20 protein-coding genes and 2 pseudogenes are annotated in these 26559 nt (G+C 59.7%); 18 read left to right on the forward strand and 4 right to left on the reverse strand.

What is annotated here, in order from left to right; genetic code table 11:
- Positions 1–19 precede the first annotated feature (19 nt).
- Entirely contained in the window at positions 20–1480 is a 1461-nt protein-coding gene (locus tag K4G53_RS13755) for a glycosyltransferase (RefSeq protein WP_221386247.1), read from the reverse strand.
- 464 nt (positions 1481–1944) lie between these two features.
- Between K4G53_RS13755 and K4G53_RS13765 the strand changes: the two genes are divergently transcribed.
- The 10 genes and pseudogenes from K4G53_RS13765 to K4G53_RS13805 all read left to right on the forward strand — a co-directional run bounded on the left by K4G53_RS13765 (position 1945) and on the right by K4G53_RS13805 (position 13769).
- Entirely contained in the window at positions 1945–2793 is an 849-nt protein-coding gene (locus K4G53_RS13765; protein WP_221386249.1) for a glycosyltransferase family 2 protein, read from the forward strand.
- Between the two features lie 9 nt (positions 2794–2802).
- Positions 2803–3948 (forward strand): glycosyltransferase family 4 protein, encoded by a 1146-nt coding sequence (locus K4G53_RS21470; protein ID WP_221386250.1) that lies wholly within the window; start codon positions 2803–2805, stop codon positions 3946–3948.
- Between the two features lie 583 nt (positions 3949–4531).
- On the forward strand, positions 4532–6022 hold the full coding sequence (locus K4G53_RS13775) for a polysaccharide biosynthesis tyrosine autokinase (RefSeq protein ID WP_221386251.1): 1491 nt from the start codon (positions 4532–4534) through the stop codon (positions 6020–6022).
- An 85-nt stretch (positions 6023–6107) separates the two neighbouring features.
- A complete protein-coding gene (locus K4G53_RS13780; RefSeq protein ID WP_221386252.1) occupies positions 6108–7364 on the forward strand; it encodes a hypothetical protein in 1257 nt (418 codons plus the stop codon).
- Positions 7300–8112 (forward strand): glycosyltransferase, encoded by an 813-nt coding sequence (locus tag K4G53_RS13785; RefSeq protein WP_221386253.1) that lies wholly within the window; start codon positions 7300–7302, stop codon positions 8110–8112. Before K4G53_RS13780 ends, K4G53_RS13785 begins: the two co-directional genes overlap by 65 nt.
- On the forward strand, positions 8112–9335 hold the full coding sequence (locus K4G53_RS13790) for a glycosyltransferase family 4 protein (RefSeq protein WP_221386254.1): 1224 nt from the start codon (positions 8112–8114) through the stop codon (positions 9333–9335). The genes K4G53_RS13785 and K4G53_RS13790 overlap by 1 nt, the downstream gene beginning before the upstream one ends.
- Before the next feature lie 181 nt (positions 9336–9516).
- Positions 9517–10635, forward strand: a complete 1119-nt coding sequence (locus tag K4G53_RS13795; RefSeq protein WP_221386255.1) for a hypothetical protein — start codon at positions 9517–9519, stop codon at positions 10633–10635.
- Positions 10636–10933: 298 nt separating this feature from the next.
- Entirely contained in the window at positions 10934–11170 is a 237-nt protein-coding gene (locus tag K4G53_RS21535) for a serine O-acetyltransferase (protein ID WP_374226174.1), read from the forward strand.
- A gap of 1093 nt (positions 11171–12263) precedes the next feature.
- A pseudogene (locus tag K4G53_RS21330) lies at positions 12264–12495 on the forward strand (IS3 family transposase); the annotation flags it as partial.
- Between the two features lie 80 nt (positions 12496–12575).
- Positions 12576–13769: an acyltransferase gene (locus tag K4G53_RS13805; RefSeq protein ID WP_221386257.1), complete on the forward strand. Its 1194-nt coding sequence runs from the start codon at positions 12576–12578 to the stop codon at positions 13767–13769.
- A gap of 138 nt (positions 13770–13907) precedes the next feature.
- Here the strand turns inward: K4G53_RS13805 and K4G53_RS21335 are convergent.
- A pseudogene (locus K4G53_RS21335) lies at positions 13908–13982 on the reverse strand (transcriptional regulator); the annotation flags it as partial.
- Between the two features lie 253 nt (positions 13983–14235).
- Between K4G53_RS21335 and K4G53_RS13810 the strand changes: the two are divergent.
- The 7 genes from K4G53_RS13810 (at position 14236) to K4G53_RS13840 (ending at position 23098) form a co-directional block, all read left to right on the forward strand.
- The gene (locus tag K4G53_RS13810; RefSeq protein ID WP_260323602.1) at positions 14236–15153 is read left to right on the forward strand and encodes a M23 family metallopeptidase; all 918 of its coding nucleotides are present in this window, start codon (positions 14236–14238) and stop codon (positions 15151–15153) included.
- 164 nt (positions 15154–15317) lie between these two features.
- Positions 15318–16145, forward strand: coding sequence for an MBL fold metallo-hydrolase (locus tag K4G53_RS13815; RefSeq protein WP_221386258.1), 828 nt, complete (start codon positions 15318–15320; stop codon positions 16143–16145).
- Positions 16146–16680: 535 nt separating this feature from the next.
- Positions 16681–18030, forward strand: a complete 1350-nt coding sequence (locus tag K4G53_RS13820; protein ID WP_221386259.1) for a MinD/ParA family protein — start codon at positions 16681–16683, stop codon at positions 18028–18030.
- 86 nt (positions 18031–18116) lie between these two features.
- On the forward strand, positions 18117–19352 hold the full coding sequence (locus K4G53_RS13825) for a serine/threonine-protein kinase (RefSeq protein ID WP_221386924.1): 1236 nt from the start codon (positions 18117–18119) through the stop codon (positions 19350–19352).
- Positions 19349–19747, forward strand: coding sequence for a hypothetical protein (locus K4G53_RS13830; RefSeq protein ID WP_221386260.1), 399 nt, complete (start codon positions 19349–19351; stop codon positions 19745–19747). The genes K4G53_RS13825 and K4G53_RS13830 overlap by 4 nt, the downstream gene beginning before the upstream one ends.
- A 177-nt stretch (positions 19748–19924) precedes the next feature.
- Positions 19925–20608 carry a peptidoglycan-binding protein gene (locus K4G53_RS13835; RefSeq protein ID WP_221386261.1) on the forward strand — a complete coding sequence of 228 codons (684 nt, stop codon included), beginning with the start codon at positions 19925–19927 and terminating at the stop codon, positions 20606–20608.
- A 6-nt stretch (positions 20609–20614) separates the two neighbouring features.
- On the forward strand, positions 20615–23098 hold the full coding sequence (locus K4G53_RS13840; protein WP_221386262.1) for a hypothetical protein: 2484 nt from the start codon (positions 20615–20617) through the stop codon (positions 23096–23098).
- A gap of 31 nt (positions 23099–23129) precedes the next feature.
- Here K4G53_RS13840 and K4G53_RS13845 read toward each other — a convergent pair whose 3' ends face one another.
- On the reverse strand, positions 23130–23711 hold the full coding sequence (locus K4G53_RS13845; RefSeq protein WP_221386263.1) for an NADPH-dependent FMN reductase: 582 nt from the start codon (positions 23709–23711) through the stop codon (positions 23130–23132).
- A gap of 136 nt (positions 23712–23847) precedes the next feature.
- On the opposite strand from K4G53_RS13845, the gene K4G53_RS13850 reads away from it, so the two are divergent.
- Positions 23848–24780 carry a lipid kinase gene (locus tag K4G53_RS13850; protein WP_221386264.1) on the forward strand — a complete coding sequence of 311 codons (933 nt, stop codon included), beginning with the start codon at positions 23848–23850 and terminating at the stop codon, positions 24778–24780.
- Between the two features lie 229 nt (positions 24781–25009).
- On the opposite strand, the gene K4G53_RS13855 is transcribed toward K4G53_RS13850, so the two are convergent.
- Entirely contained in the window at positions 25010–26338 is a 1329-nt protein-coding gene (locus K4G53_RS13855) for an EAL domain-containing protein (protein WP_221386265.1), read from the reverse strand.
- Positions 26339–26559: the final 221 nt, after the last annotated feature.

Consider the following 26559-nt stretch of genomic DNA (forward strand, 5'->3'; position numbering starts at 1 on the left):
AAGAAAAAGGTCGCGCGACCTACCGGCCGCGCGACAATGCCAGACTCGTAATGAATTCATCATAATGGGCAACGGCGGTGGACTCTGCCAATGTTTCGTGGCGGTACCGTAGCGCATTCTCAGACAGTTGCGCCCTTAGCGCGGCTTCTCCGGAAAGGAATTCGGCAGCCTCGACCAGCGCAGCTGGGTCGGCAGGATCAACTCTGATACCTCCGCCAGAGCTTTCAATTTCGAAAGCAGTCACACTTCCTTCGTCGGTCGCCGCTATGACGGGCACTCCTGCATTGAAGTACGAAGTCAGCTTGCTTGGGACCGCCATCTCTTTGACGCCTGGTAACTCATTCACCAAGAGGACATCGGCAGCAGCGAGAGCGAGTTGAAAGTCGTTATCGGGAAGGGGATCCACGAAGCATATTCGTGGTAAGCCGCGTGCTTGATCTTCGAGCTGCTGTCTTTGATTGCCGTCTCCCATAAGGACGAAGCGTACCGAGCTGCCTCGCGACCCAGCGACCCGCGCCGCTTCAATAACATTTTCTAGACCCTGCTTCTTACCCATGTTTCCTGCATGAAGCACGATTATGTCCTCGGAAGCCCAACCGAGCTTCTTCCTGACCTCGACGACGTCTAAGGCTGGGGCGGATGGAAGATGGGTCCAGTTCCGGATGACTTGGACACGTTTCTCGGGCACCCCCAGGGACGACACTATGTGTCTTTTGAATCGCTCATGGATCGCAGCGACTCCATCTACCGCATTTAAAATCTTCGACTCCACGGAACTAGCGAGTTCCGTGGCACTTCGTCCGCCGGTACCGGTTTCACTCACTCCCCGGCTGTACAGATCCTGAATCCAGATGCCCACGGCAGGCCTCTTGGGCCACAACCGGACCCGTAGGATTGCTAGTGCACTTGAGAATAAAGCTGGGCTAACGGTAAGCACCACGTCGGGCCTGTGCCACTTTGTGAACATGAGCCGCAGACCAAAGCTCAACTCCATGTGTAGACGACTGACCGTTGTCGGATGGCGTGGAACGTAATGGCGAAGCCGCTTCACACGCACGCCATTGACCGTTTCGTCCTTTGCCCATCCGGAGTAGCCAGGCCGGACGGCCCACTCCGGATAGTGAGGATAACCCGTGATGACCTGAACGGAGTGGCCTGCGGCCGACAGCCCTTCAGCCAGACTCGTGGTGTAGGGGGCGTTACCCGAAGGTTCGGGTGCGTAGTTAAGGCCAATGATGGTTATGCGCAAAACGGTTCTAGTCACAGTGTAAGAATAGTGTTCAATGTCCTTGCCGAATCCCGAGACAGGCCGTCCGGGCTTGGACGCTTTCCAGGACAACACAAGGGGATGGGGGACACGGTTTGTCAAAATCTGTAATAGACCTCTCAATAGCGCCGGGACAGGGCGAAGCCTGGGACAGACCAAAACCCGTGGTCTATCTTTGGGCAGCCATGGAACTCCTTTTTGTGAGTAATCCATGGCAAGTGAGCTCCCGGATGCGCATCGCCGTACTGCGGGCCTTCGGAGCCCAGATAGGTGAGGGTGTCATCTTCCGCCCCCGCACCCGAGTGAAATTTCCGTGGAAGCTTCGCGTCGGAGCGCGCTCGTGGATTGGTGAGGGCGTCTGGATTCATAACCAGGACAACGTCCAAGTGGGTCACGACACAGTTATCTCGCAAGAGACGTTTATCACGACTGGGAGCCACGCTCATAGACGGGACATGGCGCTGCTAACCAAGCCTGTCGTAATTGGCAACGGCGTATGGATCACAACAAGATGCTTAGTGACCGGAGGGGTGGTCATCGGTGACTCTGCGCTCATTACGCCAATGACAGTAGTTTCCAAGAACGTCGACGCGGGCATTGTTTTCGGACAGCCGTCAGCGGGTGTGCTCGGTCAGCGCTTTAAAGCCCAATGAGAGATAGCAGAAAAGAATCGTGCGATGGATAAATTACCGGTAAGCGTGCTGGTTCAAACGAAGAATGAAGAGATCGGAATCGGACTCTGTCTTGACGGACTTTCTGACTTTGCTGAAGTTATTGTCGTGGACTCAAATAGTTCAGATAGCACGGTGCAAATCGTAGAAGACCGTGGTATTAAGGTCATAAACTTCACGTGGAACGGAAAGTATCCGAAGAAAAAGCAATGGCAACTTGACAACGTGACTACGCAATATCCGTGGGTGCTTTTTATCGATGCGGATGAAACGCCGACGCCCGAACTAATCGAAGAACTTCGAAGCAGGCTTATCGAGCTCGATACTCAGCGTTACTCCGCCTACGACATTCCACTAGATTATGTCTTTTCTGGAAGGGTTCTGAAGCACGGACATCGAGTCTTCAAGCGTGCACTGGTTCAACGTGAGAAAGTAAGTTTCCCGGTTATAAACGATCTAGATGCGCCAGGGATGGGAGAGCTGGAAGGACACTACCAGCCAGCAGTTAGTGGAAGTGTCTGTCGACTTGACAGTCGATTGCTCCATAATGACCATGACCCTGTGAGAACCTGGTTCGATAGACACAATCGATATTCTGATTGGGAAGCGTATCTACGAACAAACCCAGCCGTGCGCGAAGCGGCGGCAAATCGGCGTACACGCCAAGGGCGAATCTTTGATGTTGTTCCCTTTAAACCCTTCCTCTTCTTCCTGTACTCGTATCTTTTTAAGCAAGGCTTCAGGGATGGACAAGCCGGTTTTGATTACGCCTTCGCCCTTGCGTCCTACTATTGGCAAATTGGCTTGAAGGTCCGTGAAGCTCGTCGTGAAGCATCAAGCAAAGAAAAGAGCTAGTGCGAAATCGTGAAGATTATCCAACTGGTGAATACGCTAGCAGTAGGTGATGGTGGACCTGCAAGGAACTCGTTTGAACTCAATAGGGCTTTCAATCGCCTGCCCGCGTGTGCTGCTGATTTGGTATGGCTAGGCGGGCATATCCGCGATTCGGTTATCTTCGAGGAGGGAAAAATTGTAGGCGAACTACCCTCACCGGGCCCCCGAAAACTTGGTTTTACCACCAACGAAGGTGGTAGAAGAATTGGCCTCTTATCACTTCTGCGTTCGCTTCAGTCAGCAGATGTCCTAATCCTTCATGGTTACTACCTACCTTGGGTCCCCATTGCCACCATCCTAGGTCGGATTTTCGGTTGTCGAGTGTTCATCATGCCTCATGGGGCCTTGACCGCAAGACAGCAGCGTTACGGGCGCCTCAAGAAGTTCATTTTCGACTTAGGCGGAGGATCTATTACTAGGGTATTACTGTGCTCATTCGTGACTGGCTCCGCTATAGAGGCTGACGAGTTAACGAGTAAATTCCCCAGGTCCACAGTTCAGGTAGCTGGTGTTGGGGTACCAATGCCAAAGGAAACGAAGAGAGACCCGGCGCCACACGAGCCTATTCGTCTCCTGTCTCTTTCTCGTATTGCTGATAAGAAGAGGATTGACCTTTCCATTGATGCGCTTAGCCACTTGAGAAGTGAAGGCATTGATGCTGTATTGACCATCGCCGGGGAAGGCCCCAGGCCCCTGATGGAACGTCTTTCGGCCCATGCCCGCAGCAAAGGCGTGCTGGACTCCGTAGAATTTGTCGGGCAGCTGGCAGGTACCGCAAAGACCGCGGCATTTCTAGCCGCCGACTTCTTCCTCCTCCCGAGTGAGGATGAAAACTTCGGTATTGGTTTTGCCGAAGCGGTTTCTCACGGCCTTCCGTGCGTAGTTAGCACAAACGTTGCGGCTGCTAGGCATCTCCCTTACCAGGCTGGAAGGTTAGTCCCAGATCCAACGGGAAGAACGCTGGCGGCTGCGGTAAGAGAAATGCTGAGTCCAACGATTTACCGAACTGCCCAGTCTGCCTCTCGGCAGTTTGCCGTCGAGTCCCTGTCTTGGTCTGCCGCGGTAGAGCGCTGGGTAAAAGCAGTAGAGGAAACAAACGGCTGCAAAAATAAGTAGTCTTAGGATCCGTTCTCGAACAGTGTTGCCTTTATCGTCCATTTTTGAACTAGCCTCGAGATGATTACAAGGTAAATGCGGAGATTTCTGGTTACTGCCGGGAGGCGATCGTTTCTGTTGACCGTATAAGGGTCGGGTCAGCTCTAGCCCTAGATCCGCCGTGGTTTCATCTCCAGACACGAGAGCGTGGGTTTCAGAGCGTTCGCCAGCTGAGTGGGAATCCCGGTGCGGCAGTTAACTTCTGATCTCCAAGACATCTTCGCACTCCATATGAGCTCTCTCCACTGATTGAAGTGCGGACGTCCGTTGTCTGTTTTAGCAAGACCGGGTGCGTTACCGAAGCGCCGATTGATCCCGTGAGAGGAAGCAAGCGTAGTCGCACCGCTTCCTGGACCGTTACCAGAAGTCGGTCGCTTGTGGGTTTGGTCTGCCGGCCGCGCCGCCGACACTTCGAATACCCGCATTGCCCATCGGCCGAGCGGGAATGACGGGGCAGGTACAATTGGCCAGGACCGCACAGACATTGCCGTCCTGGGGATTGGCCGAGGTCTGTCTCCAGTCATCAACTCAGGGGGATCCTCGCTTGCAAATACGCGACTACTTTCGTATCCTGCGCCGAAGTTGGATCCTAATCACGGCCGTTACCTTGGCAGGGCTAATTGTGGGCGCCGGTGCCACTTTCCTTACGCGACCCATTTATACGGCAGAGACTCAGCTCTTCGTGGCTATACAAGGGTCCGGGAGTGTCTCGGAACTCCAACAAGGCAATTCATTCAGTCAGGCGAGGGTGCAGTCGTACGTGAAGACGGTGCAGTCACCGGCCGTGCTACAGCCAGTGATTGATTCGTTGGGGCTGCAGATCACTGCCCACGATTTAGCGCAGAACGTCAAAGCTACGACAGAGCTCAATACGGTGCTAATCAACATTTCTGTCAATAATGAGTCTCCGGTCCAGGCATCTGCCATAGCGCAAGCTACAGCTAGTAGCTTGATTCACGTCGTAGACACACTAGAGAAGCCAACGACTGGTGGTGCTTCGCCCGTCAGCCTTTCGGTAATAAAGCCTGCAACCGCGCCGCCATCGCCTACATCCCCCAACACCAAGATGGATCTCATCGTCGGGCTTTTGATCGGACTGGTAGCAGGCGTCGCCCTGGCAGTATTGCGGTCAACGCTCGATACGGTTATACGAGGCGAAGAGGACGTCAGAAGGATTACGGACGCTCCAGTGCTCGGGGGGATTGCCTTCGACCAGGAAGCCAGCGAGATGCCCTTGCTCACGCAAGCCGCGCACCAAAGTCCTCGGGCTGAATCGTTTAGGCAGCTGAGGACGAATCTGCAGTTTGCAAACGTCTCCGGGCACGCCAAGACTGTGCTGCTGACTTCTTCACTGCCCGGCGAGGGCAAGAGTACTACCGCAGCAAATTTGGCTATTTCCCTCGCTCAAGCAGGTCAGTCGGTTTGCTTGATCGATGCGGACCTCCGGCGGCCGATGATAAATGAGTATCTTGGGTTGGACCGCAGTGCAGGCCTCACAACGGCCCTTGTTGGTTCAGCGGACGTGAAGACGTTGCTTCAGCCTTGGGGTGATGACCAGCTATTTGTTCTAACTTCCGGAATGATCCCACCCAACCCGAGCGAACTCCTAGGATCCACGGAGATGAGTCAGCTCGTATTGGGCTTAGAGGAGCTCTTTGACTTAGTAGTAATCGACGCGCCACCCTTGCTGCCTGTTACAGACGCAGCCGTTCTATCCCAACACGTCGGGGGCATCGTGCTTGTTATCGGTTCGCATGTCGTCAAGCAACAGGATTTAGAACGATCTTTGAATGCGCTGAACCTGGTGGGGGCGAATATTCTTGGGGTTGTCCTAAATCGGCTTCCGTCCAAAGGCCCGGATGCAAATACCTACGGATACTATGCATCTACTATGAATAAGAGGGAGCCTGCGCCTGCCTTGCCGCGCTTTGAGGACAGGACACTCCTTGACAGTCATGCTATTGGGATAGCCCAAGCCGCTGTTAGGCCAAGACCGGCACGAAGGTTTCCCCAAAGTGAAGCTAGAAAGCACTAGAAGCAAAAAGGTGCTGCTGTTACCGACTCAACGCAGGCCGGCTTTACGATCAATTTTCGGCCAAAGCAGCGATCAAAGTGGCTCCATGTTTCTTCTGCTTGTGACATCCCTGTCCTTCGTATTTATCGGCCTTGCGGGACAGGTTTACATTGCAGAGCTTTTCATGTCGCTGTATGTCTTGCATAGACTTGCAAGTTCCCAGATATTTCCTGTGCAGATTCCACCCTGGATGCTGTGGACACTGCTCTTATGGCTGCTAGGCACGGTTACTGGCGATTTTGCCCTCGGGGTAGAGGGGCTACAGTCTGTAAAAGGTATTGCTCGTATAGTGTTCCTAACAACCGATCTTATCGGACTATATTTGCTAATTCGCGATCGAACTAAGCTAATCCGTATCGCATGGACTGGGCTATGTATATCTGCAGCACTTTCTTTTATTTTTCAGCCCTCAAGTTTTGCCCGAGCGCTTCCTTGGAAATTCGAATTTGGCGTTCCTGCTACGATCTTGCTCGCCTTGTGGATCGGGCTAAAGGATTCTCGAATGAGATGGTCCATTCCTTGTTTCCTTTTACTCACTGCTGTTCACTTCGCTCTCGGCTTTAGAAGTATGGCAGTCATAACGCTTCTTGTGGCATTCATACTCCTGGTCAGAAGGCGATCCGCGATACCAAGTGGAGATCATTTAGGAAGATGGCGCCCACTCATCATTGGCTTCGGCGGATCGTTGGCTGGGGTCTTTATGATCGACCTGTACGATCGTCTCTCGATAGCCGGCACCTTTGGGCGCATCGCCCAGCAGAAGGCCCAGTTTCAAAGTGGCGGTGACTATGGATCTCTGCTTAGCAGTAGGAGCGAGTTTTTTCTTTCGGTCGGAACCATATTGAAGCAACCACTATTTGGTGGTGGATCATATTCAGTAGCTTCGGCAGAAGTGGTTGAAAACGCATCTTCACTTTACAACTCTTGGGGCTACACAAGCGTTGCGTCCAGAATGCTCTCAGATGTTCCTGCATATCATTCGACGCTCCTGGGTAGCTGGGCTGAGAACGGATTATTTGCCCTGCCGTTTTGGCTGATCGTGTTTGCAATTTTCATACGAGGGTTGGTTAGTGTTCTTTACCGGGAGTGCCGCCTTCCTGCGCTTGTGGCCGTACTATCAACTTCGGGTGTTTGGGATCTTCTATTCAGCCCGTTTGGTGCGGAACGCAGAATGTGGCTTGCATTGTCGGTTGTAACCGTAATGTCACTTGTAGTTCGAAAAGAAGGAATGCAAAGTCGTGCCACGAATTTCTATCGTCACAATAAGCTACAACCAAGTCGCCTTCCTACCATATTGCCTTGAGAGCATCAGGTCACAAGGTTTTCAAGACTATGAGCACATAATCGTGGACCCCGGTTCAACTGATGGGTCCCGTGAAATAGCCCGGTCTCGCGCTGATCCAAAAATTAAGTTGATATTCGAGGCGGATTCGGGGCCTGCGGACGGACTCAACAAGGGGCTTGCGGCCGCTACCGGTGATATCTTTATATATTTGAATGCGGACGATGAGTTGCCCCCCCGTGCATTGCAGCGCCTCAGCGATCTTCATGAAGAGCACAGCGGATCGGCCATATTAATAGGCAACGGTTGGACTATTGACGATGAGGGTAGGCCCATTGCTTATGTGATGAGTGACAAGTTTACTCCCTATCGGTACGCACTTTCAGTTGGCACCGTTCTTCAGCAAGCGACTTCTTTTAAGCGTCAGGCTCTTACGGGCCTGCGCTTTAATGAAGAGAATAGGGTAAATTGGGATACCGAGTTCTTGTTTGATGCCCTCGGTGCAAGGCTAACCATAAGTAACGTCCGCGACTGCCTGGGTTACTTCCGGCTTCAGGATGACTCTATTACTGTCAGTGGACGTTACGCGGCACAACTCACCGCGAAAAGGCAGAGCTTGATAAAACTAAACGCGGGGCTTCCTGCCTATTTGAGCGGTCGGTTGCTGGCGCCTTTAGCTCGAATAGCGAAGAAATCGAGGACCACAGCTTATAATGCCGTCAGTCGGCCCGTCTTTCCTGGACTAAGTCGCGTTCAAAAGGAATTTTAGTGTTTGATTCATACAACGTTGCCATAAATAACGGCTTTGGGCAGTTTCATCTGGCTCGTTTAGCTGAAAACTTGGAAGCAAGAGGAGCGCTCAGGCTCTTCTTGACAGGAGCTTACCCTAGAAGAAAATTGGCGGCTGCTCTGGCTAAGTCAAGGCTTCCGGCTCTTCAGAGACTCGATGCCCGAAGAATAGAAGTGCCGGATCGTAAGGTGAAATCCTTTTGGTTGGGTGAGGGCCCACACCAGATTGCACAGATAGCCCGCCATAAGGGTCTGACTGGTATTTCCGAGTCTTCTACCGCTATAGCTTTGGATTCCTATAGAAGCTTTGCGGGACATGCGCTAAGGCACACTTCGCCGGACATATATCACTTCCGTGCTGGAATGGGAGGATCGAGTCTTGACGTCGCTAGAAGGAATGGCGCATTTCTCATTTGCGACCACAGTATCGTTCATCCGCGCCTACTGAAGGGGATGATCGACGGAACCGGTGAACGAGCTGCAAGGTTGTCTCAACTTTGGCGTCGAGTTGAGTCAGACATGGAGCAGGCGGATCATTTGCTGGTAAACAGTGATTTTGTGGCAGATACATGCATTGAGGTGGGATTCGATGCCGCGAAGATCTCTGTTGCCTATACCGGGGTGGATCCTCTCTTCCTTGACAGCCTGGACGCTGCTGCTTCCGAATCCAACCGCTTGGACACGCCGCAGGTTCTCTTCGCGGGGACACTGGAGAGGCGAAAAGGTGTTGACGTCGCCATAGCTGCCGCGAAGGGCACGAATAGCCCTGAGTTACCTTGGCTTTTTATGGGCAATTGGGAACCGGATGCTCGGTACCTGGAAAATGAAGTGGGCGGATACATCCGTCACGTTCCTCGGGCAGGTCGGATGAAGCTGGCAGCCACCTTGGCAGCGAGCGCTATATTCGTTTTTCCCAGCCGCGCAGAAGGATCTGCCCGCGTTGTGGCGGAAGCCCTGTGTGCCGGATGCTATGTGATTACCACAAAGAATGCTGGGTCTATCGTTAGGGATGGCATCGATGGCCGGGTCGTGGCGGTCGGGGATCACCACGGCATTGAGATGGCCATAGCGGAGTATCTGGCTCTTGGAATAGAAGAACGGGCTAGAAGAGCAGAATCCACAAAGGTGTATGCGCGGAGCCGCCTAAATGAGGCCGCTTATTCATCCAGCGTAGCTAGTGCTTACTCGGCTCGCCAGATCTAGGAGCCGTGACGTGCGGTTTCGCGGTTTTTTTCGCAGTGGTCCCGGGCGGGGACTTTTAGGACAGGGGTTTACGCTTTTCTCCGTGATGGGTGTCCAACTACTTCAGGTACCCACTTATCTAAATGTGTTAACTGCGGAGGAATATGGATCGTTTCTGGTTCTTATTGCTATACCTAGCGCCTTGACCCTGGCAGATTTTGGTCTCCTCAGTGCACTCTCAACACGGCTCACAAGATTGATTGCGGCCGGTGAGGTGCGAGAGGCGGTTCAGTTGTTTCGCATGGGCGTCTTTATTGTTGGTTCACTTGTAGTCTTCATTTTAGTCACGGTGATCATCTTTATCGGGCTGACCTCACTGCAATTTGCGCCCTTTGATCAGGTCCAGACAAAGTTTATTGTCATTCAATATACGTGCTATTCTTTATTATTCATCGTTTCCTCTGCGCTGGAGGCTGCAATGAGGGCTTCGAATGCGTATGCCGATGCGTGGATTAGGCTTGCGGCATTGAGAATTCTGGATTTTGCGGCTGGAGTGACGTTTCTGTATTTGACTCGGTCAGTGGCTCTTGCGGTCTCTGGAATGCTAGTTTGTCGCTTGACGGGGGTTTTCTTCTTATACCGAACGACTAGAAGACGTGCGCCGTGGACAAGTTTCTTGCCGCTTAGGCCTACTTCTTCCGGAATGCGGGGGATGTTGCAACCGACAATCGGATCTGCGGCCCTGCCTTTAGGTAATGCCGTCTTGAACCAGGGAGTGGTTCTCGCAGTTCACGCCTCCTTGGGCGCGAATGCAGTTGCCCTTTATTCGACAACACGCACGATGGTTAGCACTGTTCGACAACTTAGCAATGTCGTTTCGAATGGCATAATGCCACATATGACGCAGCAGTATGCACTTGGGCTTGAACGCCAGGCCGATCGCTTTCTGCGCCGGGTCGTTCTCGCTTCTTCTGTGGTATTTTGTGCGGCTTCTATTGCCCTACTCCTCGGTGGACAGTGGATTATCTCCGTCTGGACCCTCGGCGCTATCGCCCCCTCTCATGCATTTTTGGCGCTTATGATTCTTCAGGTGTTACTCGATTCCTTATGGGTTCTCATCGCAGTCAAGCTTCTTTCGCAAAATTGTCATTTTGAATATTCTGTTTTTTATGCGTCTGTCGCTCTTATAACTGTTCTGGTCTTGTATTTCTCGTCCCCATTCTCTATTGAAACATTTCCCGTTGTTACCTCTTTGCAAAGCCTAGCGCTGTTAGTCTTCGTATCTATCCAAAGTAGGAAGAGTCGCTCGTATGATGTCTAATCGGGAAAGTTTTTTAGCTGATGTAGAACAGTTCATTGGGGTAGGACAACGTCCTTCGGGTTTTCGCCTTGCTAGCAAGGTTCTCTCCGAGCCGGGGCTTATCTTTGTTCTGCTGATGCGGGTTCAAGCCGAGTTGGAGTCGCGGGGGATCTTCTTAATTGCACGGCTTATTCATTTAGCCAACCTTCGGATTACTGGCGGCGAAGTCGGCCACGGGTGCACTGTTGGTCCTGGTCTTGTAGTCAAACATCCTCTGGGGGTCGTTATCGGGGGCGGGAGCCGGATCGGCTCTCGTTGCATGATCCTTGGAAAGGTGACCCTGGGTGAGCTGCGGCCAAGGTGTGCTGAGAGCGGGAATCGCTACCCTTCCGTCGGAGATGACTGCACGATCGGGACCGGGGCGACCCTATTGGGACCCATCACCGTTGGAAATGATGTGCAAATCGGCGCCCATACATTGGTCATTTCGGATCTTCCCTCTGGAGTTACTGCTGTGGGTGCTCCAGCGAGAATTGTTGGACCTCAAGGATTTTGACGGGTTGTCGTGTTGGCGTTAACTTTCATGTTGAAAGCGGCACGCACATCGACGTCCTGAAATTGCCCCTAGGACCATTATTACGGCAGTGGTTTGTTGTCTGTTGGAGCCGGCCTGACTTCAATAGGTGGACTTTAGGTCCAAAACGAGCGCAAGGTTTTCTCGCTCGAGGTACTGAGAGAGGTGGTTATGAGGACTAAGCTCGGGAGGCCGTCGTAGTGACTACGGACAAGGATGAAGTGTCCTCGCGAGTGGACAGGGATGCTATTGAGAAGAACCTAGCCGGGATCTGCCGCGATGTCATCGCTGCTCCGCGTGCTCTGGCAGTGTCGAGGTGAATTAGTATCTCTAGACGTGTCAAAGTCGGAGACTCGGTGGGCATAGAAGGAGATCATCGCAGCGATTGTGGGTGGATGTGGCTGAGGCTTCTATTCCGCTCCGCTCAATCAGCCGTTGTAACGATACCAAGTGGTCCATGAGCGGAAATACAGGTATCGGGTACCCGTGTGCCGAATGCCAGTTCTTCCTAACCTCGGAGGATGGCGCAACGAAATAGACGGTTTGAGAAAGAGGTTGGCAGAGTTACGGACGAGGATATCCAAGACATCCTCGCACTCATCTGTGAGGCTGGCCCTGTAAGGAAAGTCGCCGTTATAACACCTGTCGCATTCCGCCCCAAGGCTCCGACCACAATACTGAAGCTGCTGGGGCTGTCGGTGACGAAACTACGGCAATGGGCCGTCCGCTAGCAAGAACCTCGCGGGTTACCTCATTGTGTTGGGGGGACACTTTTTCTTCAAGACGCGCTGCCGACGCTCTTTTAGTGGCCGGCTACGGGCCCGGTCGGTTGGTAGTGCTCACTCTTCTGGACTTCCTTATTGTAAGCTTCTAGCGCAGTCTGCATTTCCGATGTCGCTCGCCCAGAGGATGCCCCATTTCCTCGTTGCCGGTTCTGTTGCTGGTGCAAGCGGCTGCATCCCGTATGCCTCTATATCAAACGAACTTATATGCAAGTCCTAGCAACGCGACGCTAGGATGCAGCTCCACATGGTGGGGATCAGCGCGGAGTTCCGATCCCACGGCTTCCTCGAATCGCTCCCGGCTAACAGGATCGATGGGAATGGTTGGCGCGTGCGGGACAACGCCGCGATGGAGTCCTTCTTCTCGCTGCTGCAAAAGAACGTCTGGGACCGTCACTGGTGGCTCACCATACATACCTCGGACGGGCCATCACGACTTGGACCGAGCGGACCTACCACCGCCAGCGTAGGCAAAAACCGCTGGGGAAACCATCCATATCGAAATATGAAACAATCAACCGGACTGACCGCGCTTACAGCGGCCTGAAACCCAGAGTCAACAAAAGCCGCGGCAGTCCCGAACCTAAGCGTGGGATACTGTTCGCATGATAATGGGGGATCGGGCGCGCCAGCGTGTCAATATTTCGCTGAACGCCGTCAGAACAATCGCCGCTTTTCTCGTCGTGATCAGTCATTTGCGGGCGTTGTTCTTCGTGGATTTCAGCGACGCCGAGTCCAAATCAGTCCTAGTGCAAGCGGTGTACTTGGCCGGATCCCTGGGGCATCCGGCGGTGATTGTCTTCTTCGTTCTCAGCGGATACTGGGTTGGCGGAGCAACGACCAGGAGCGTCTCAGCTGGTTCGTTCAGTTGGTCCAGATATGGCATTGCGCGACTGAGCCGCTTGTGGCTGGTCTTGGCCCCGGCCATCATCCTTACCCAACTGCTGGACAGGCTCGGCTCGGAGGTCAACGGGTCTAGCATGGTTTACTCCGGATCACCCGATTACCACACGGTTATCCCGGCAGACGGGCCGGTTCCAACGCTGGGTGTAGCCGAAACACTCGGAAACTTGTTCTTCGTGCAGTCGATCCACGTGCCCACGCTTGGCACCAACTCACCGCTCTGGTCGCTCGCATATGAGTTCTGGTACTATGCCCTGTTCCCCGCTATACTCGTCGCGCTCTCCCGAAGGTTTGAGACTAGGAGCCGAATTGCTTCTGGAATCTTCGTCGTGGTTGGCGGAATCGTCGCTGGACCGGACGTTCTGCTGATGTTCCCCGCCTGGCTGCTGGGCGCCGGCGTTGGATGGCAGCAGGAACGGGTCGCAGCCCGTGTCTTTGCCATAAAACTTCGGTCCCTGGCCCTGGCTCGTATGGCGTCAGTGTCCTCTGTGGTTTTTACCAGTATCGCGGTCGTTGCCTTTGGCAGCCGTGTCCACGGGTTGGAGCTTATCGTCGCACTGCCTGCCGCTGCTATGGTGGCCCTGTTCTCTGTGAAGCCATCCCGCAGTTTCGTGCTGAAGCCGCTCTCGTCGGCAGCCGAGTGGTCGTACTCCTTGTACGCGATCCACGTTCCGGTGCTAGCCTTCCTAGCTTCCTTCATTGTTCCAGCTTCCGAGGCGCGCTGGCAGGTCACGGGCGCCTCTGCTGTGGGATTTGTCGCGGTCCTTTCCGTAGTCGCGGCCTCCGCATACGGAATGTCCTTAGTTACCGAGACGCACACTAAACGTTTGCGAGATGGTCTGATCAAACGGCTTAGCGCCAGCAAGGCTATCGCCACCACCATCAGCGGCCGGTAATGGGCAGGTCGTACGGGACCAGGAATTACACATTCGTGATCGCCCAGGCGAGGTTGATTCCGCCCCCCGCCGGCAGGTAAGCGGCAGCGAACGGGTAGGCCATGTCACTCCCGGCAGTCGGGCATGGAGCTGCAGCTAGTCGAAGTTGACCCGGCGCAGGTCGATGTTGTCCACGGAGCGGACCAGCAGCATCACGTCGAAGTCGCCGCCCACCCACCTACCGCGACGCCGTGGCGGTCGTCAGGACCTCCGGCGTGGACCCCGCCGTGCCGGGCATGAAGGCGCTCACCGCTCTCCCTCGACTGACCCCAACTTTCCGCAAGGACTGGCGCAGTTCGGCAAGACCCACGCGAGGGTTTACATAGGTTATCCGCAGATCCGGATTCCCTGCTTGCCGGCCATGTTCCCATGGTTAAAACGCTGCCGAGTTCCTGGCACTCGGGCGGCCACTATTGGGGGATTCATATTGGCAAAACATTTGGCGCGGGCTGCTGTCCGCCGTAAGGAGCAGCACCGTCGCCGTGCCGCACGCCTGGTTATCAGCACAGGCACCGCTGTTCTCGCCGTCCTTGCCGTCGGGCTCCAGGCGGACGGCTCCGTCTCCGCTTCCGGCCACGCGCCCGGCAGCACTGGGACCGCACCAGCCGCCGCCACGGGGATTGGACAGAATCCCGAATCAACCTCCGCTGCCCTGTCCGCTTCGGCGGAGGCGCGGCTGGCTTACACCCGTCCGATGGTGCGCACCGAAGCCAGGAAAGAGACCGCCAAAATCAAAGTGTCCTCCACCCCGGTGCGGCCGGCTGCTGGGACTTTGGAGGCGCCGCTGGAATCGCTTGCGCCAAGTTCGCCTTTCGGTCTCCGGACCAGTCCCATCACCGGATCTGCGGGAGAGTTCCACTGGGGACTTGACTTCTCCGCAGCCTGCGGAACGGGGGTCTACGCCGCGGACGCCGGAGTGGTGCGGGCAGTGGGCTGGCACCCCTGGGGCGGCGGCAACAGGGTGGAAATCGACCACGGCAATGGGCTGATCACCACCTACAACCACCTTGCGGGAATCGCGGTCCGTCGCGGACAGACCGTGCAGGCCTCGGAACTTATCGCCCAAGTAGGGACTACGGGTGCGTCAACAGGGTGCCACCTCCACTTCGAAACGATCCTCAACGGCACCTACACCGACCCAGCCAAATGGATGCTGCAGCCCCTCCACCCCGCTTCGATCTCCAGCGACACAAAGATGACGGACTACCAGAAGGAAAACCCGGCCGCGAATTCGGTCTCTTGGACCGTGCCGAGCGCCTCCCCGCTGAACAGCAACGCAGCCGCGGCGGACGCACAGAGCAAAGCAACGGGTGCCGCCAAGGAACAGGGCAAGGCAAACAAGTAGCCCGTACCCCCATCGAGCGCGGGACCGTCCGAGCAGGGTCTGTCTCGGCCGTACAGCCGCCACATCCATGCCCCACGCCCGCCTGCGTCCACGGAACTCCAACACCGCGCAGGTACAATCGAGCCCAGTCGGAACGCACTGCTTGTCGGAGGTATGGAGAAACAATGTCGGAATGGCTCGAAGTCGGTGAAGACAACCACGTTCTGGTTACGGAGGGTTCGCTGCTGAACACCGGTTTGGTTATCGGTGCGGAGCGGGCAATGGTCATCGATACGGGCTGCGGCCCTCGGCAGGGACGCGAAATCCTGGACGCGGTGAGGGCAAAAACCCAGCTGCCGCTCGTCGTCGTCAACACCCATGCCCACTACGACCACTTTTTCGGTAATGCGGTGTTTGCAGAGGCTGGTGTCACCGAATTCTGGGCCCACCGGAACTGTGCCACCGAGATCGACGAGCGCGGTGACCTGCAGCGGCGCTTTGTGGGAACGCTTGAACCGGAGATGTCCGCCGGGGAGGGGCGCAACGTGGAACTCGTGGTGCCCAACGCCATAGTCAAGGACCAGCCCGTCCTGGTTGACTTGGGCGGACTCACCGCAACCCTTTTCTACCTTGGCAGGGGCCATACAGATGGCGACCTCCTGGTGGGTACCTCCACCACTCTTTACGTGGGCGACTTGGTGGAGCAGGGCGCACACCCATCCTTCGAGGACTCCTACCCGGAGGAGTGGGCGGACGTGCTCCGGCACATCTCCGCTCTGCGCCACCGCTATGAGTTCCTGATCCCGGGTCACGGGACGCCCTGCAGCGACCAATTCGTTAAGACCATGGCCAACACCATGACCACTGCCGTCCGACAGGCCCGGCAGTCCATCCGCGACATGCCCAGCGATGCCACGAAGGCCATCCCTGTCTTGCCGTACGGTCCGGAACAATCGCGCTGGTTCATTAAGCGCCTGCAGGAGAACTGGCGCGCAAGCCAAGGCGTTCAGTAACAGGAGCCTGCGCCAGGGAAAGCCGCAGGCTAAAACCACTGCTGGGAGGCCCTTGTGTTTGTAACATTGGCGTTGCAGGCTGCAGGCTGCAGGGTACTTGACCAAATTTGTCAATTTCGTTGACGCGTGGTTTGGTATGAGGGGTCCACTATCACCAACGGAGGCTGTTGTGGCGTTTTCAGACTATGCTTTTGCGCTCTGCGCGTTGCTCGGCACCCTGTTGTTTCCCTTTGTGGTCCTTTACCAGATGCTGCGGCTCAAGCGCCGCGCGCTCCGGATTCCAGTCCGTTCCGCACCCCGAGGTACCAACTCCTAGTATGCCGTACATCGATATCAACCCCCACAGAAGCCGCCCCAAGTGGGTGGGCTACACGGTGCTTGCCGTCCTCATGGTGCTAACGGTTGCGGTGGTCGCGGCCGCACTTACCCACCGCTGAATAGACAGCCCGGCTGAGCAACCCGGCTCCAGCACTTAGACTTACTGTTTGAACCAAGTGCCGCAGAAACAGTTTGCCGAGCGTCCGGGGGGACAAACATGCCAGATCCGGCGGAGCAGAATGCAGGCGCCCACGCAGAGGATGCAGGGCAGCCCGAGCTGCGCCGACGCCGCGACCTTCGTCGCGCCGACGGTTCAGTTCAGGACGCCTGGACAGGAACCATGTCAACCGTAAACCCTTCCCCTTCAAGTTCCACCGCGGCCGGAGGGCCTGTCACGCGCCGCACGTCCTGGGCGGAAGCGGCCGCGGCAGCCGATGCCACCAAGCCGTCGCACGCACCTGCGTCTGCATCCGCTGCCCCTGCCGTGGATGCCGCTCCGGCTGATGGCGTGCCTGTGCCTGTTGCCTTTGGCGATCAATCTGGTTCCAGGGACCCGGTGGTCCCGGAGGCCCCCGCCCAGGAGCCTTCCTTCCGCCGCAGCCGGCCCACCGTGGCCGAGCCGATCTCCGAAAGCCCCATGCCGGACTTCATCAGCTCGCCCGGACTGTTCGTCAAGGAGCAGAAGCCACGTCCCGTGGGCGGCTTCCGCGGTGCGCTGTACAACCTGACCGGCGGCGCGTGGAACCTGGGGCCCGGTCCCAAGCAGCGCCAGGAGGACGAGCTGGGGCGCAGGATTTCGCGGCAGCTGCAGGGCAGCTACAACACCGCCATCCTGAGCCTCAAGGGCGGGATCGGCAAGACCTCCACCACGGTGGGCGTGGGCCTGACCCTGGCCGAATACCGTGGCGATGCGCCCTGCGCCATCGACGCCAACCCGGACTCGGGGGACCTGGTGGAGCGCGCGCTGGGCGAGGGGATCTACCAGCAGTCCAGCCCGCGGACCATCACGGACCTGCTCAGGAACATCGAATCCATCGATTCGCTGACGGCCCTGGCGCGCTATATGCACCACGCTGGCCGGCTGCACTTGATCGCGGGGGAGCAGGACCCGGAGGTCTCGGACTCGCTGACCGCGGAGGAGTACCTGCGCATCCGGAAGCTCATTTCCAGCTACTACTCCGTGGCGCTGACCGACTGCGGCACCGGCGTGACCCATAACGCGATGAGCGGGATTTTGCAGTCGGCCGACAACCTGGTGATCGCTGCCGGCTACGCGGTGTCCGGCGCCAAGCGTGCCCGCAGCACCCTGCACTGGCTGGCCAGCCACGGCTACGAGGACCTGGCCCGGAACGCCATTGTGGTGATCACGGACAAGGACGAGGTGTCCTCCCGGGTGGACAAGGATGCGATCCAGGAGCACCTGTCGGGGATCTGCCGCGAACTCATCGCCGTGCCGCACGACCGGGGCGTGGCCGACGGGGACCTGGTGACCCTTGATGTGCTGAAGCCGGAGACGCGGCGGGCCTACAAGGAGATCGCCGCCGCTATTGTGGACGGGTACCAATAGACCGCGCAAAGCAGAAGCTGTGAAAACCTGGGCGAAGCCGTGCCTATGTTTTTGCCCGGGTCCAGGAACAGGAGGTGAGAGTGGCGGTGCCGGAGCATTCCTTTCCTGGACAAGCGGATCTTCCAATTGCTGGAAGGTATCGGCTCCTTGACCTGATCGAGCAGGGGGCAACAGCAGCGGTGTACCGGGCGCGGGATGAGCAGTTGGGCCGTGAGGTGGCGCTCAAACTGTTCCAGGCCCAGCCCGGCGCCGTCGGCGGCCGGGAACGGGTCGAGTCGGAAATGCGCCTCCTGGCCACTTTCAACCACCCGGCCCTGGTAACGCTGTACGACGCCGGGACGGACACCACGGCGCCGGGCATGCCCCGGACCTTCCTGTCCATGGAGTTGATCGACGGACCCGACCTGCACACCAGGCTGGGCCGTGGCCCGCTGCCCGCCGCCGATGTTGCGAGGATCGGGGCCGAGCTGGCCTCGGCCCTGGACTACATCCACGGGCGCGGGGTAGTCCACCGGGATATCAAACCGGCCAACATTCTCTTGCCAGGGTCCATGCAAGGCGGCCCTGCCCACGCCAAACTCACGGATTTCGGGATCGCCCGCCTGCTCGAAGGCTCCCGGCTTACTGCCACAGGAACTACTGTCGGCACCGCCGCCTACCTGAGCCCGGAACAAGTCTCCGGGACCCGTCTCGGGGTGGAAAGCGACATCTACTCTCTCGGACTCGTCCTGCTCGAGTGCCTCACCGGGGCGGTTGAGTACCCCGGGACCGGCATCGAATCAGCCGTTGCACGCATGAACCGCCCGCCCCGGGTTCCGGCCAGTCTCGGCCCCCGGTGGGGTGCCCTCCTCACCGCCATGACCGCAACCGTACCCTCCGCCCGCCCCACTGCGAGCGAAGTCGAAACAGCGCTTCGGGCCGCAGCCGGATCCGGCACGCCCGGGGTGCTGCCCGTCACCCCCGGGCAGGGGACACAGAGAATGCCTGGCATGCCGGACCGTCCGCCCCGTATCGGAGCATCCCCGGGCCGGACACGGGTCCTGATCCCCAGCCTCCCCGGCGACACCGATGAATACGCGAGCGTGGCGGCAGCGCCAGGTCTGTCGGCCGGGGGCCAGCGGGTACGGAAGCTGTTGAACCGCATATCCCGCAAGGTAAAAGTGTTCGCCGCCGGAGGCGTCGCACTGGCTGTGCTTGCGCTCGTGGTTGTTGCCGTTCTCAATGTCCAGGCCCCGTCGCCGCAGGCGCCGCAACCCTTGCCAAGCATCCCAGGGGACCTGGGCCTGCACATCGAGCAGCTGAAGCGAAGCATCACACCATGATCAAGACACCAGCCAGGTTCTCCAGCATCGCGGCCGCGGCCCTGTTGACGGCGGGCATCCTGACCGGGTGCGCGAACACTCCTCCTGATCTGCAGCCCGGTGCCGCGGAGAAGCTCAATGCCCGGCTCCAGTCAGTGGCCCAGGCCGCCGCCGACAACAACCTGGCTGCCGCCAAGGCCGAACTGGACCTGCTCGCCAGTGACGTTTCCGCTGCCGCCGCAAACGGGGACATCTCACCGGCACGCCGCCAGGACATCGAGACGGCGATCGACCTCGTCAACGCCGACCTGGCCGCCATGACCCAGCCCCCCAGCCCCACGCCGACTGTTCAGACGCCCGCCCCCGCAGCACCCAAGCCGCCTGCCAGGGGCAAGGGAAAAGACAAGGACGACTGAACGTCGGAACCAGCGCCCCGCAGCGGGGAGCCTGCAGCAGCGGCTCAAAAATGCCTCCTTAGGACACTGCCACATTGGCCAAGGGCTACGCAGAACTACTAATCATGCTTACTATTGTGGGGCGCGGGCTGTCCGCTGGGGGCAGAGCACCCGCGCCGCACCGGAGGTTTCTCAAGCATGGACAACGAAATGCGTCCTCTCACCGATGAAGAACTGATGGCGGAGCAGGCCACCGCCCTGCCGGACAAGGAAGTGGCGTCCGTCCTGGACCTGAACGCGGACCTGGACCTGGGCATCAACGCCGCAGCACCCATCGACCTGGCCGTCGCCGCCAACGCCAACGTGGCCGCGCCCATCGATGCCGCCGCTTCGGCCAACATCCTCTCCTTCGGCTCGGACGCGCAGGCATTGTCCAGCCAGGACGCCACGATCGACCAGGGCATTACCGCCGACGCCAACGCCGACTCCACCCAGGACAGCGTGATCGGCCAGGCCGACGGCACGGACGGCACCAACGACGCAGGCACCACCGATTCCGGAACCACGGACGGAACGGCAGGGACGGTCACCGATCCCACCAGCACCGGAGGGCTCACGGACACCGTCGGCGGCGCACTGAACGGCAACCTCCTGAACGTCGACGTGAACCTGGACGCCGACGCCGCCATCGCCGCCCCCATCAACGGCGCCGTTGCCGCCAACGCCAACGTGGCCGCGCCCATCGATGCCGCCGTGGCCGCGAACATCGGCTCCATCGACAGCCAGGCGTACGCCATCTCGGACCAGAGCGCCACCATCTCGCAGCACATCGACGGCGAGGCCAACGCCACGGCCGATCAGCAGTCCGACCTGCAGCAGTAACCACAGATGACCCAAACCCACGGTGGGCCGCCTCCCGAGGCGGCCCCGCCGTCGTCACGCGCCACCCCCGCCCAGGATCCCCGTGCACAGGAAAGCACGACGCCGGGTGCCCACCTTCCCGCGCGCGCCGACGGTGTCCAGCTCCTGGGCACCGCCGAGGGGTCCGGCTACCGCGAGCCGCCCGCCCTGGTGCGCCGGGCCGACGGCCAGACCCTCCAGCTGACCCGCCTCCTGTACCTGGTGCTGGAGGCCGCCGACGGGACGCGGGACCTCGAAGGCATCGCCCGGCACGCCAGCGAGGGGTCCGGCCGGCTGGTCAGCCCGGACAACGTCCGCACCCTGATGGATTCGCAGTTGCTGCCGATGGGCGTGCTCCGGCTCGCCCACGGCACCCAGCCAGAGGTGAAGAAGTCCAACCCGCTGCTGGGCCTGCGGTTCCGGTACATCGTGTCCGACCCCGAGCGGACCCGCAGGATCACGGCACCGTTCGCCGTACTCTTCAACCCGCTGATCGTGGTGGCCGTGACGGCCACGTTCCTGGCCGCCTGCTGGTGGGTGCTCATGGTCAAGGGCCTCGGCTCTGCCACGCACGAGGCATTCGCGCAGCCGGCCCTCCTGCTGCTGATCCTCGCCGTCACCATCCTCTCCGCCGGCTTCCACGAATTCGGCCATGCCGCCGCCACCCGCAGGGGAGGGGCCACGCCGGGGGCCATGGGCGCCGGGCTGTACCTGCTGTGGCCGGCTTTCTTTACCGACGTGACCGACTCCTACCGGCTGGGCCGCGGCGGCAGGATCCGCACCGACCTGGGCGGCCTGTACTTCAACGCCATCGTGGCGGTGGCCATCATGGGCCTGTGGTGGGCCACCGGCTTCGATGCGCTCCTGCTGGTGGTGGTCACGCAGATCCTGCAGATGGTCCGCCAGCTCATCCCGCTGGTGAAGTACGACGGCTACCACATCCTGGCCGACGCCACCGGCGTGCCGGACCTCTTCCAGCGCATCAAGCCCACCCTGCTGGGCATCCTGCCGTGGCGCTGGGGCAACCCTGAAAGCAAGGTCCTCAAACCTTGGGCGCGCGCCGTGGTCACCGCCTGGGTCCTGGTCACGGTGCCTGTGCTGCTGTTCAGCATGGTGATGATGGTGCTGTCCCTCCCTCGGCTGCTCGCGACGGGCTGGGCCAGCGCAGGGAAACAGCAGGAGATGCTCTCGGCCTCGCTCTCCGCCGGGGATCTTGCGGGCGCGGCCGTGCGGACACTGGCGATTGTTGTGGTGGCCGTGCCGCTGCTCGGCATCGTCTACATCGTGGTCCGGCTCCTCCGGCAACTGGTGGCAGGCCTGTGGCAGAAGACCCGCGGCAAGGCGCTGCAGCGGACCGTTGCCATGGGCGCCGTTGCGGCCCTGCTGGCAGGGCTCGCCTGGGCATGGTGGCCCGACGGCGGGACGTACCGTCCGGTGCAGGCGTACGAACGCGGGACGCTGGGTGACGCCACCCGGGCCATCCTTCCGCAGCGGAAGACCGGTGTCCTGCGGGAGGGCGCCACCGGCCAGACTGTTGCGCTGTGGCCGGCCGGAGCCACCAAGCCCACCCGGGACAACCCGCAGCTGAGCATGGTGCTGGTACCGGTGGAGAAGGCTGCATCCGGTGCTACCCCAACCGGCGGTGATGCTGCTCCTGCTGGCACCTCTGCTGGCACGGCGCCGTCCTGGGTGTTCCCGTTCGACCGGCCTGCCGCCCCGGAGGCGGACGGAAACCAGGCGCTCGCCGTCAACACCACCGACGGTTCGGTGGCCTACAGTGTGGCCTTTGCGCTGGTGTGGGCCGAGGACGGGGAACCGGTGACCAGCACCAACGAGGCCTACGCCTTCGCCAACTGCACGGGCTGCGCCGCGGTGGCCGTTGGTTTCCAGGTGGTCCTGATAGTCGGGCAGACAGATGTGATTGTCCCGCAGAACCTCTCCGCGGCCGCGAACTACAACTGCCTGGACTGCCTCGCCTACGCGGTGGCGAGCCAGCTGGTCCTCACCCTCGACGGGCCGCTGGACGGGGACAGCAAGCAGCAGCTCGAGGCGCTGTGGGCCCGGATCGCGGAATACGGCCGGAACATCCAGGACGTGCCGCTCTCCGACATCCAGGCCGCCCTCAACGGATTCAAGGAGCAGATCACGGCCATCGTCAAAGGCACCTCGGTCTCGGCCGGTTCAGCCGCGACGTCCCCGGCAAGTTCTGCCGCGACGGCGGGTCCCAGCGGCGCTGCTTCCCCGCAGCCGACCGCGTCATCCGAGGTGGACGGCCCGTCCGCCCCTGCCGCCCCACCCACCGGAACCATCGTGACTTCCCCAGCTGCTACCGAAGAAGCCACCGCACCGGCAGGCCAATATCCGGAAGGCGGCCAGCCGTCGTCGTCCGTTGACGGGGCGACGCCCGCGCCCACTGCTGCTTCCGGGGACGGGGAAACCCTTGCTCCCGCGCCAACGTCAGGTGCCGGCTGATCTGTCACTCCGGACCACGGGAACAATCCGCCTAATCCGAAGCCGCCCGCCCCTTGGAAAGGGTTTGCGCCCACCATGCAAGCCCTTCCGCGAGGGCCTGGAGTTTCGGCTCGATCGGCTCGAACACGCTGAAGTCGGAGGGATCCTTCGACTGCATGGCAGGGCGGATGATCTCCGGAAGAATGTGCACGGCATGGCGCACCGGAGCCATCTCGAGTTCCACAGCCACCATCCGCAGCTGCTCTATGGCGCGGGCCCCGCCCACACCGCCCCAGCCGACGAAAGCCACCGGTTTGCGCTGCCATTCCACGAACGTGTGGTCGATGGCGTTCTTCAGTACAGCCGGGTAGCCGTGGTTGTACTCGCCGGTCAGGATGACGAACCCCTCGGCCTCATCGAGTTTGCGGCCCAGCCGTGCCACGTCCTCATTGGGGTAGTTGCGTTTCGTCACGGACGGCGGCTTCTGGTCGAAGAAGGGCAACGGGTAGTCGCGCAGGTCCACCAGCTCCACCTCGAACCCGTAGTCCTGCAGCCGCTTGAGCACCCAGGGGACCACCCGTTCATTGAAGCGTCCGGTCCTGGTTGTTCCCATGATGACCTGGATCCTGGTCATGGAGTCCTCCTGCAGGTGAACCGCTAAACCCTTGATGGAAAAACGCACCCACCGCCGCCGTTATTTCACCGTCTCCGGCGGCCTGCCGCCGTCGGCCCCGGGGTTCTCGCAGGTTCATCCACCTAGGATGGTCACCATGAAAGCTGCCCGAGACGCGGACTCTGCTGCCCTGGTGATCAATGCGGGCGCGCGCCGGGCAGCGGCAGCGCCGGACCTCGTTCTGGACAAGCTGGAAAGGGCCGGCCTTCCTGTCTCCGCCGTGCACCACATCCGGTCGGGCGCGGAACTGGCCGGGACCCTCGACCGGGTGGCTGCCGACGGGCATGACCTGGTGGTAGTGGGCGGCGGCGACGGCACCGTGTCCTTTGCGGCCGGCAGGCTCGCCGGAACCCGGATCGTGCTGGGGGTCCTTCCGCTGGGGACAGCCAATGACCTTGCCCGCACGCTGGAAATCCCCAGCAACCTTGACGCGGCGTGTGCTGCGCTCGCCGACGGGAAGGTGGTGGACATCGATCTGGGGCGGGCGAATGGCCAGCCGTTCCTCAACGTCGCGTCCGTTGGCCTGTCGGTCGGTGTTACCGAAAGCCTGAGCCCGCGGCTGAAGCGGCGTCTGGGGCCGCTGGCGTATGGAGTCGCCGCCGTCCGCGCGTATGCCAAACACAAGCCTTTCCGTGCCCGGCTCGAGTTCCCGGAAGGGGACCATGAAGTGCTGGAGCTGGAGGACATGCTGCAGGTCGCGGTAGGCAACGGCCGGCATTACGGGGGCGGCAACGCGGTTTCGCCCACGGCCGGAATCGATGACCACACCCTCGATATCTATGCCATTCCCGGGGCGCCGCTGCGGGAGCACGTGAGGATCGCCCGGCTCCTCAAAGACGGCAGCTTCGTTGAGCGCGACGGCGTGTACCACCTGACCACCCAACGTGTCCGGCTGGTGACCGAGCCGCCGATGCCGGTGAACCTCGACGGCGAGATCGCCACGGTCACGCCCGCGGACTTCACCGTCGACCGCAACGCGGTGCACGTCGTGGTGCCGCGGTACAGCACAGCTGCCTCGCTCGACGGCTAACGCCTTCCCCTCTTCGGGAGCCTTTTCTACCGCGTATCCACCCCGCCTAGACCGATCCTGCCAAGTGGACGCTGCAGACACTTCGCCCTGCTGCGGTTTCCCTAGCCATAAAGATGACGGACTACCACGACGTGCACGGAGCCGATAGTTCGTTTTGTCACGGCCAGTGGAAGTCACTCCCACTTGAGGTGCCGGCATCTTCGTCGTCGCAGACGCGGCCCGGCCCCCGCTAATGCGACGCGGGCCCGTGGTTCGGCTTTGGTGTAGCGGCGGACGGGTTTTCCAGGTGGATTGTGCCGGACCAAAGCTTCCATTCCTCCATGGAGACAGTGGGGCGGCCGAGCAAGTAGCCCTGGCCGGCGTCCATCCCCAGCGCTCGCAACGCATCGAGTTCAGCCTCGGTTTCAATCCCTTCAGCGACCAGCGAAGCCCCGATGTCCCGGGCGAACCGGACCATTGCTGCGCCAAGGGCCCGCAGGCCAGTGTTGGCATTGATGCCGGTGATGACTTTCCGGTCGAGCTTGATCACGTCCGGCCTAAGCTCGACGATGTGGCGCATGGAAGCGAAGCCGGCGCCGGCGTCGTCTATAGCAATCCTCAAACCCTCTCGCCGCAACGGTGCGAGTGCCCTTTCCAGGTGGCCGTAGTCGCCCACTTCATGGTGCTCCGTCAGCTCCAGCACAATGCGTTCGGGCGGAATGGAGGAATTCCGAAGGAGAGGGGCCACCCGGCCGCTCAGGCACGTCCTGGGGGAAAGGTTGAGGGCCACGTACAGGTCTTCCGGCAGGTGCGCCGCAGCGGACAGGGCGGCCTCAAGCGCCAGCAGTTCCAGGTCCTCCCCAAGACCCACGGCCGCGGCCCCGGCAAACCATGCGTCGGGGGACATGCGGCCATCATCGGTGCTCAAAAACCTGGTTAGCGCTTCCGCCCCGATCACGGTGCCAGTATCCAGGGCGCGGATGGGCTGGAAAGCTGTCAACAGCGTGCGGGAGGTAAGCATCGCCTCAACCCCGGCACGGGTTTCCTGCTCTGCAAGGTCGCTGGCTGTGGGTACGTCCAAGGCGCGGGTGGTTCCCTCGAAGCCGCGGACACGGCCCTGTCCGTCGAGGACTGGGCGGCCGGACACCTCAACGAGGACCCGGCTGCCGTCCCGGTGCCGGCACGTGGTCACCAGGCCGGACCAGGAAGCGTCAGCACCTTCCCTTTTTGCCCGATTGCGGAGTGCTTCAGCCAGGTCCTCGGGCCCGATGACCTGGCTGTAGTGCTGCCCTATCAGTTCGGATGGGTGATACCCGACAAGTTCCTGGGACATCGGACCCGAGAAAGTGAACGTGCCCTCCGGTCCGATCGTCCACAACCATTCCCGGCTGGTGGCCAGCACCACGTCCAGAAGGCCGGACGCCTCAGTTGCTTGGGGGGATTGACGGCGCTGCCTGCGCAGCAGTGCCCACCACCGCGACAGGATGGGCCAGGACCAGTGGCCGCGGGTCATGTCGTGCCGGGAAGAGTCGTCCTCCGGCGTGCGGCGTGAGCCGCTCTGCCTATCTTTCGGCGTCATGGATGGAGCGCTTCCGCATGCCCCTTGTGGGCCGGGCTGCATTCTCTTTGAAATCGCAAAGGCGCCACAGCGTCGAAAACGAAGGGCACGCATTTACTCCAGGTCGAACCATGATTCCCCCGAACATCAGTTACTAAACTTGACTAGTAACGTCATCCATATTGCCACGCAAACTGATCAATGAAGCGGCGTTGCAACAAGTTGGCCGTCCCCGGGATAAA

The sequence above is a fragment of the Arthrobacter sp. MAHUQ-56 genome, from assembly GCF_019710585.1.
In the GTDB taxonomy this organism is placed as follows: domain Bacteria; phylum Actinomycetota; class Actinomycetes; order Actinomycetales; family Micrococcaceae; genus Arthrobacter.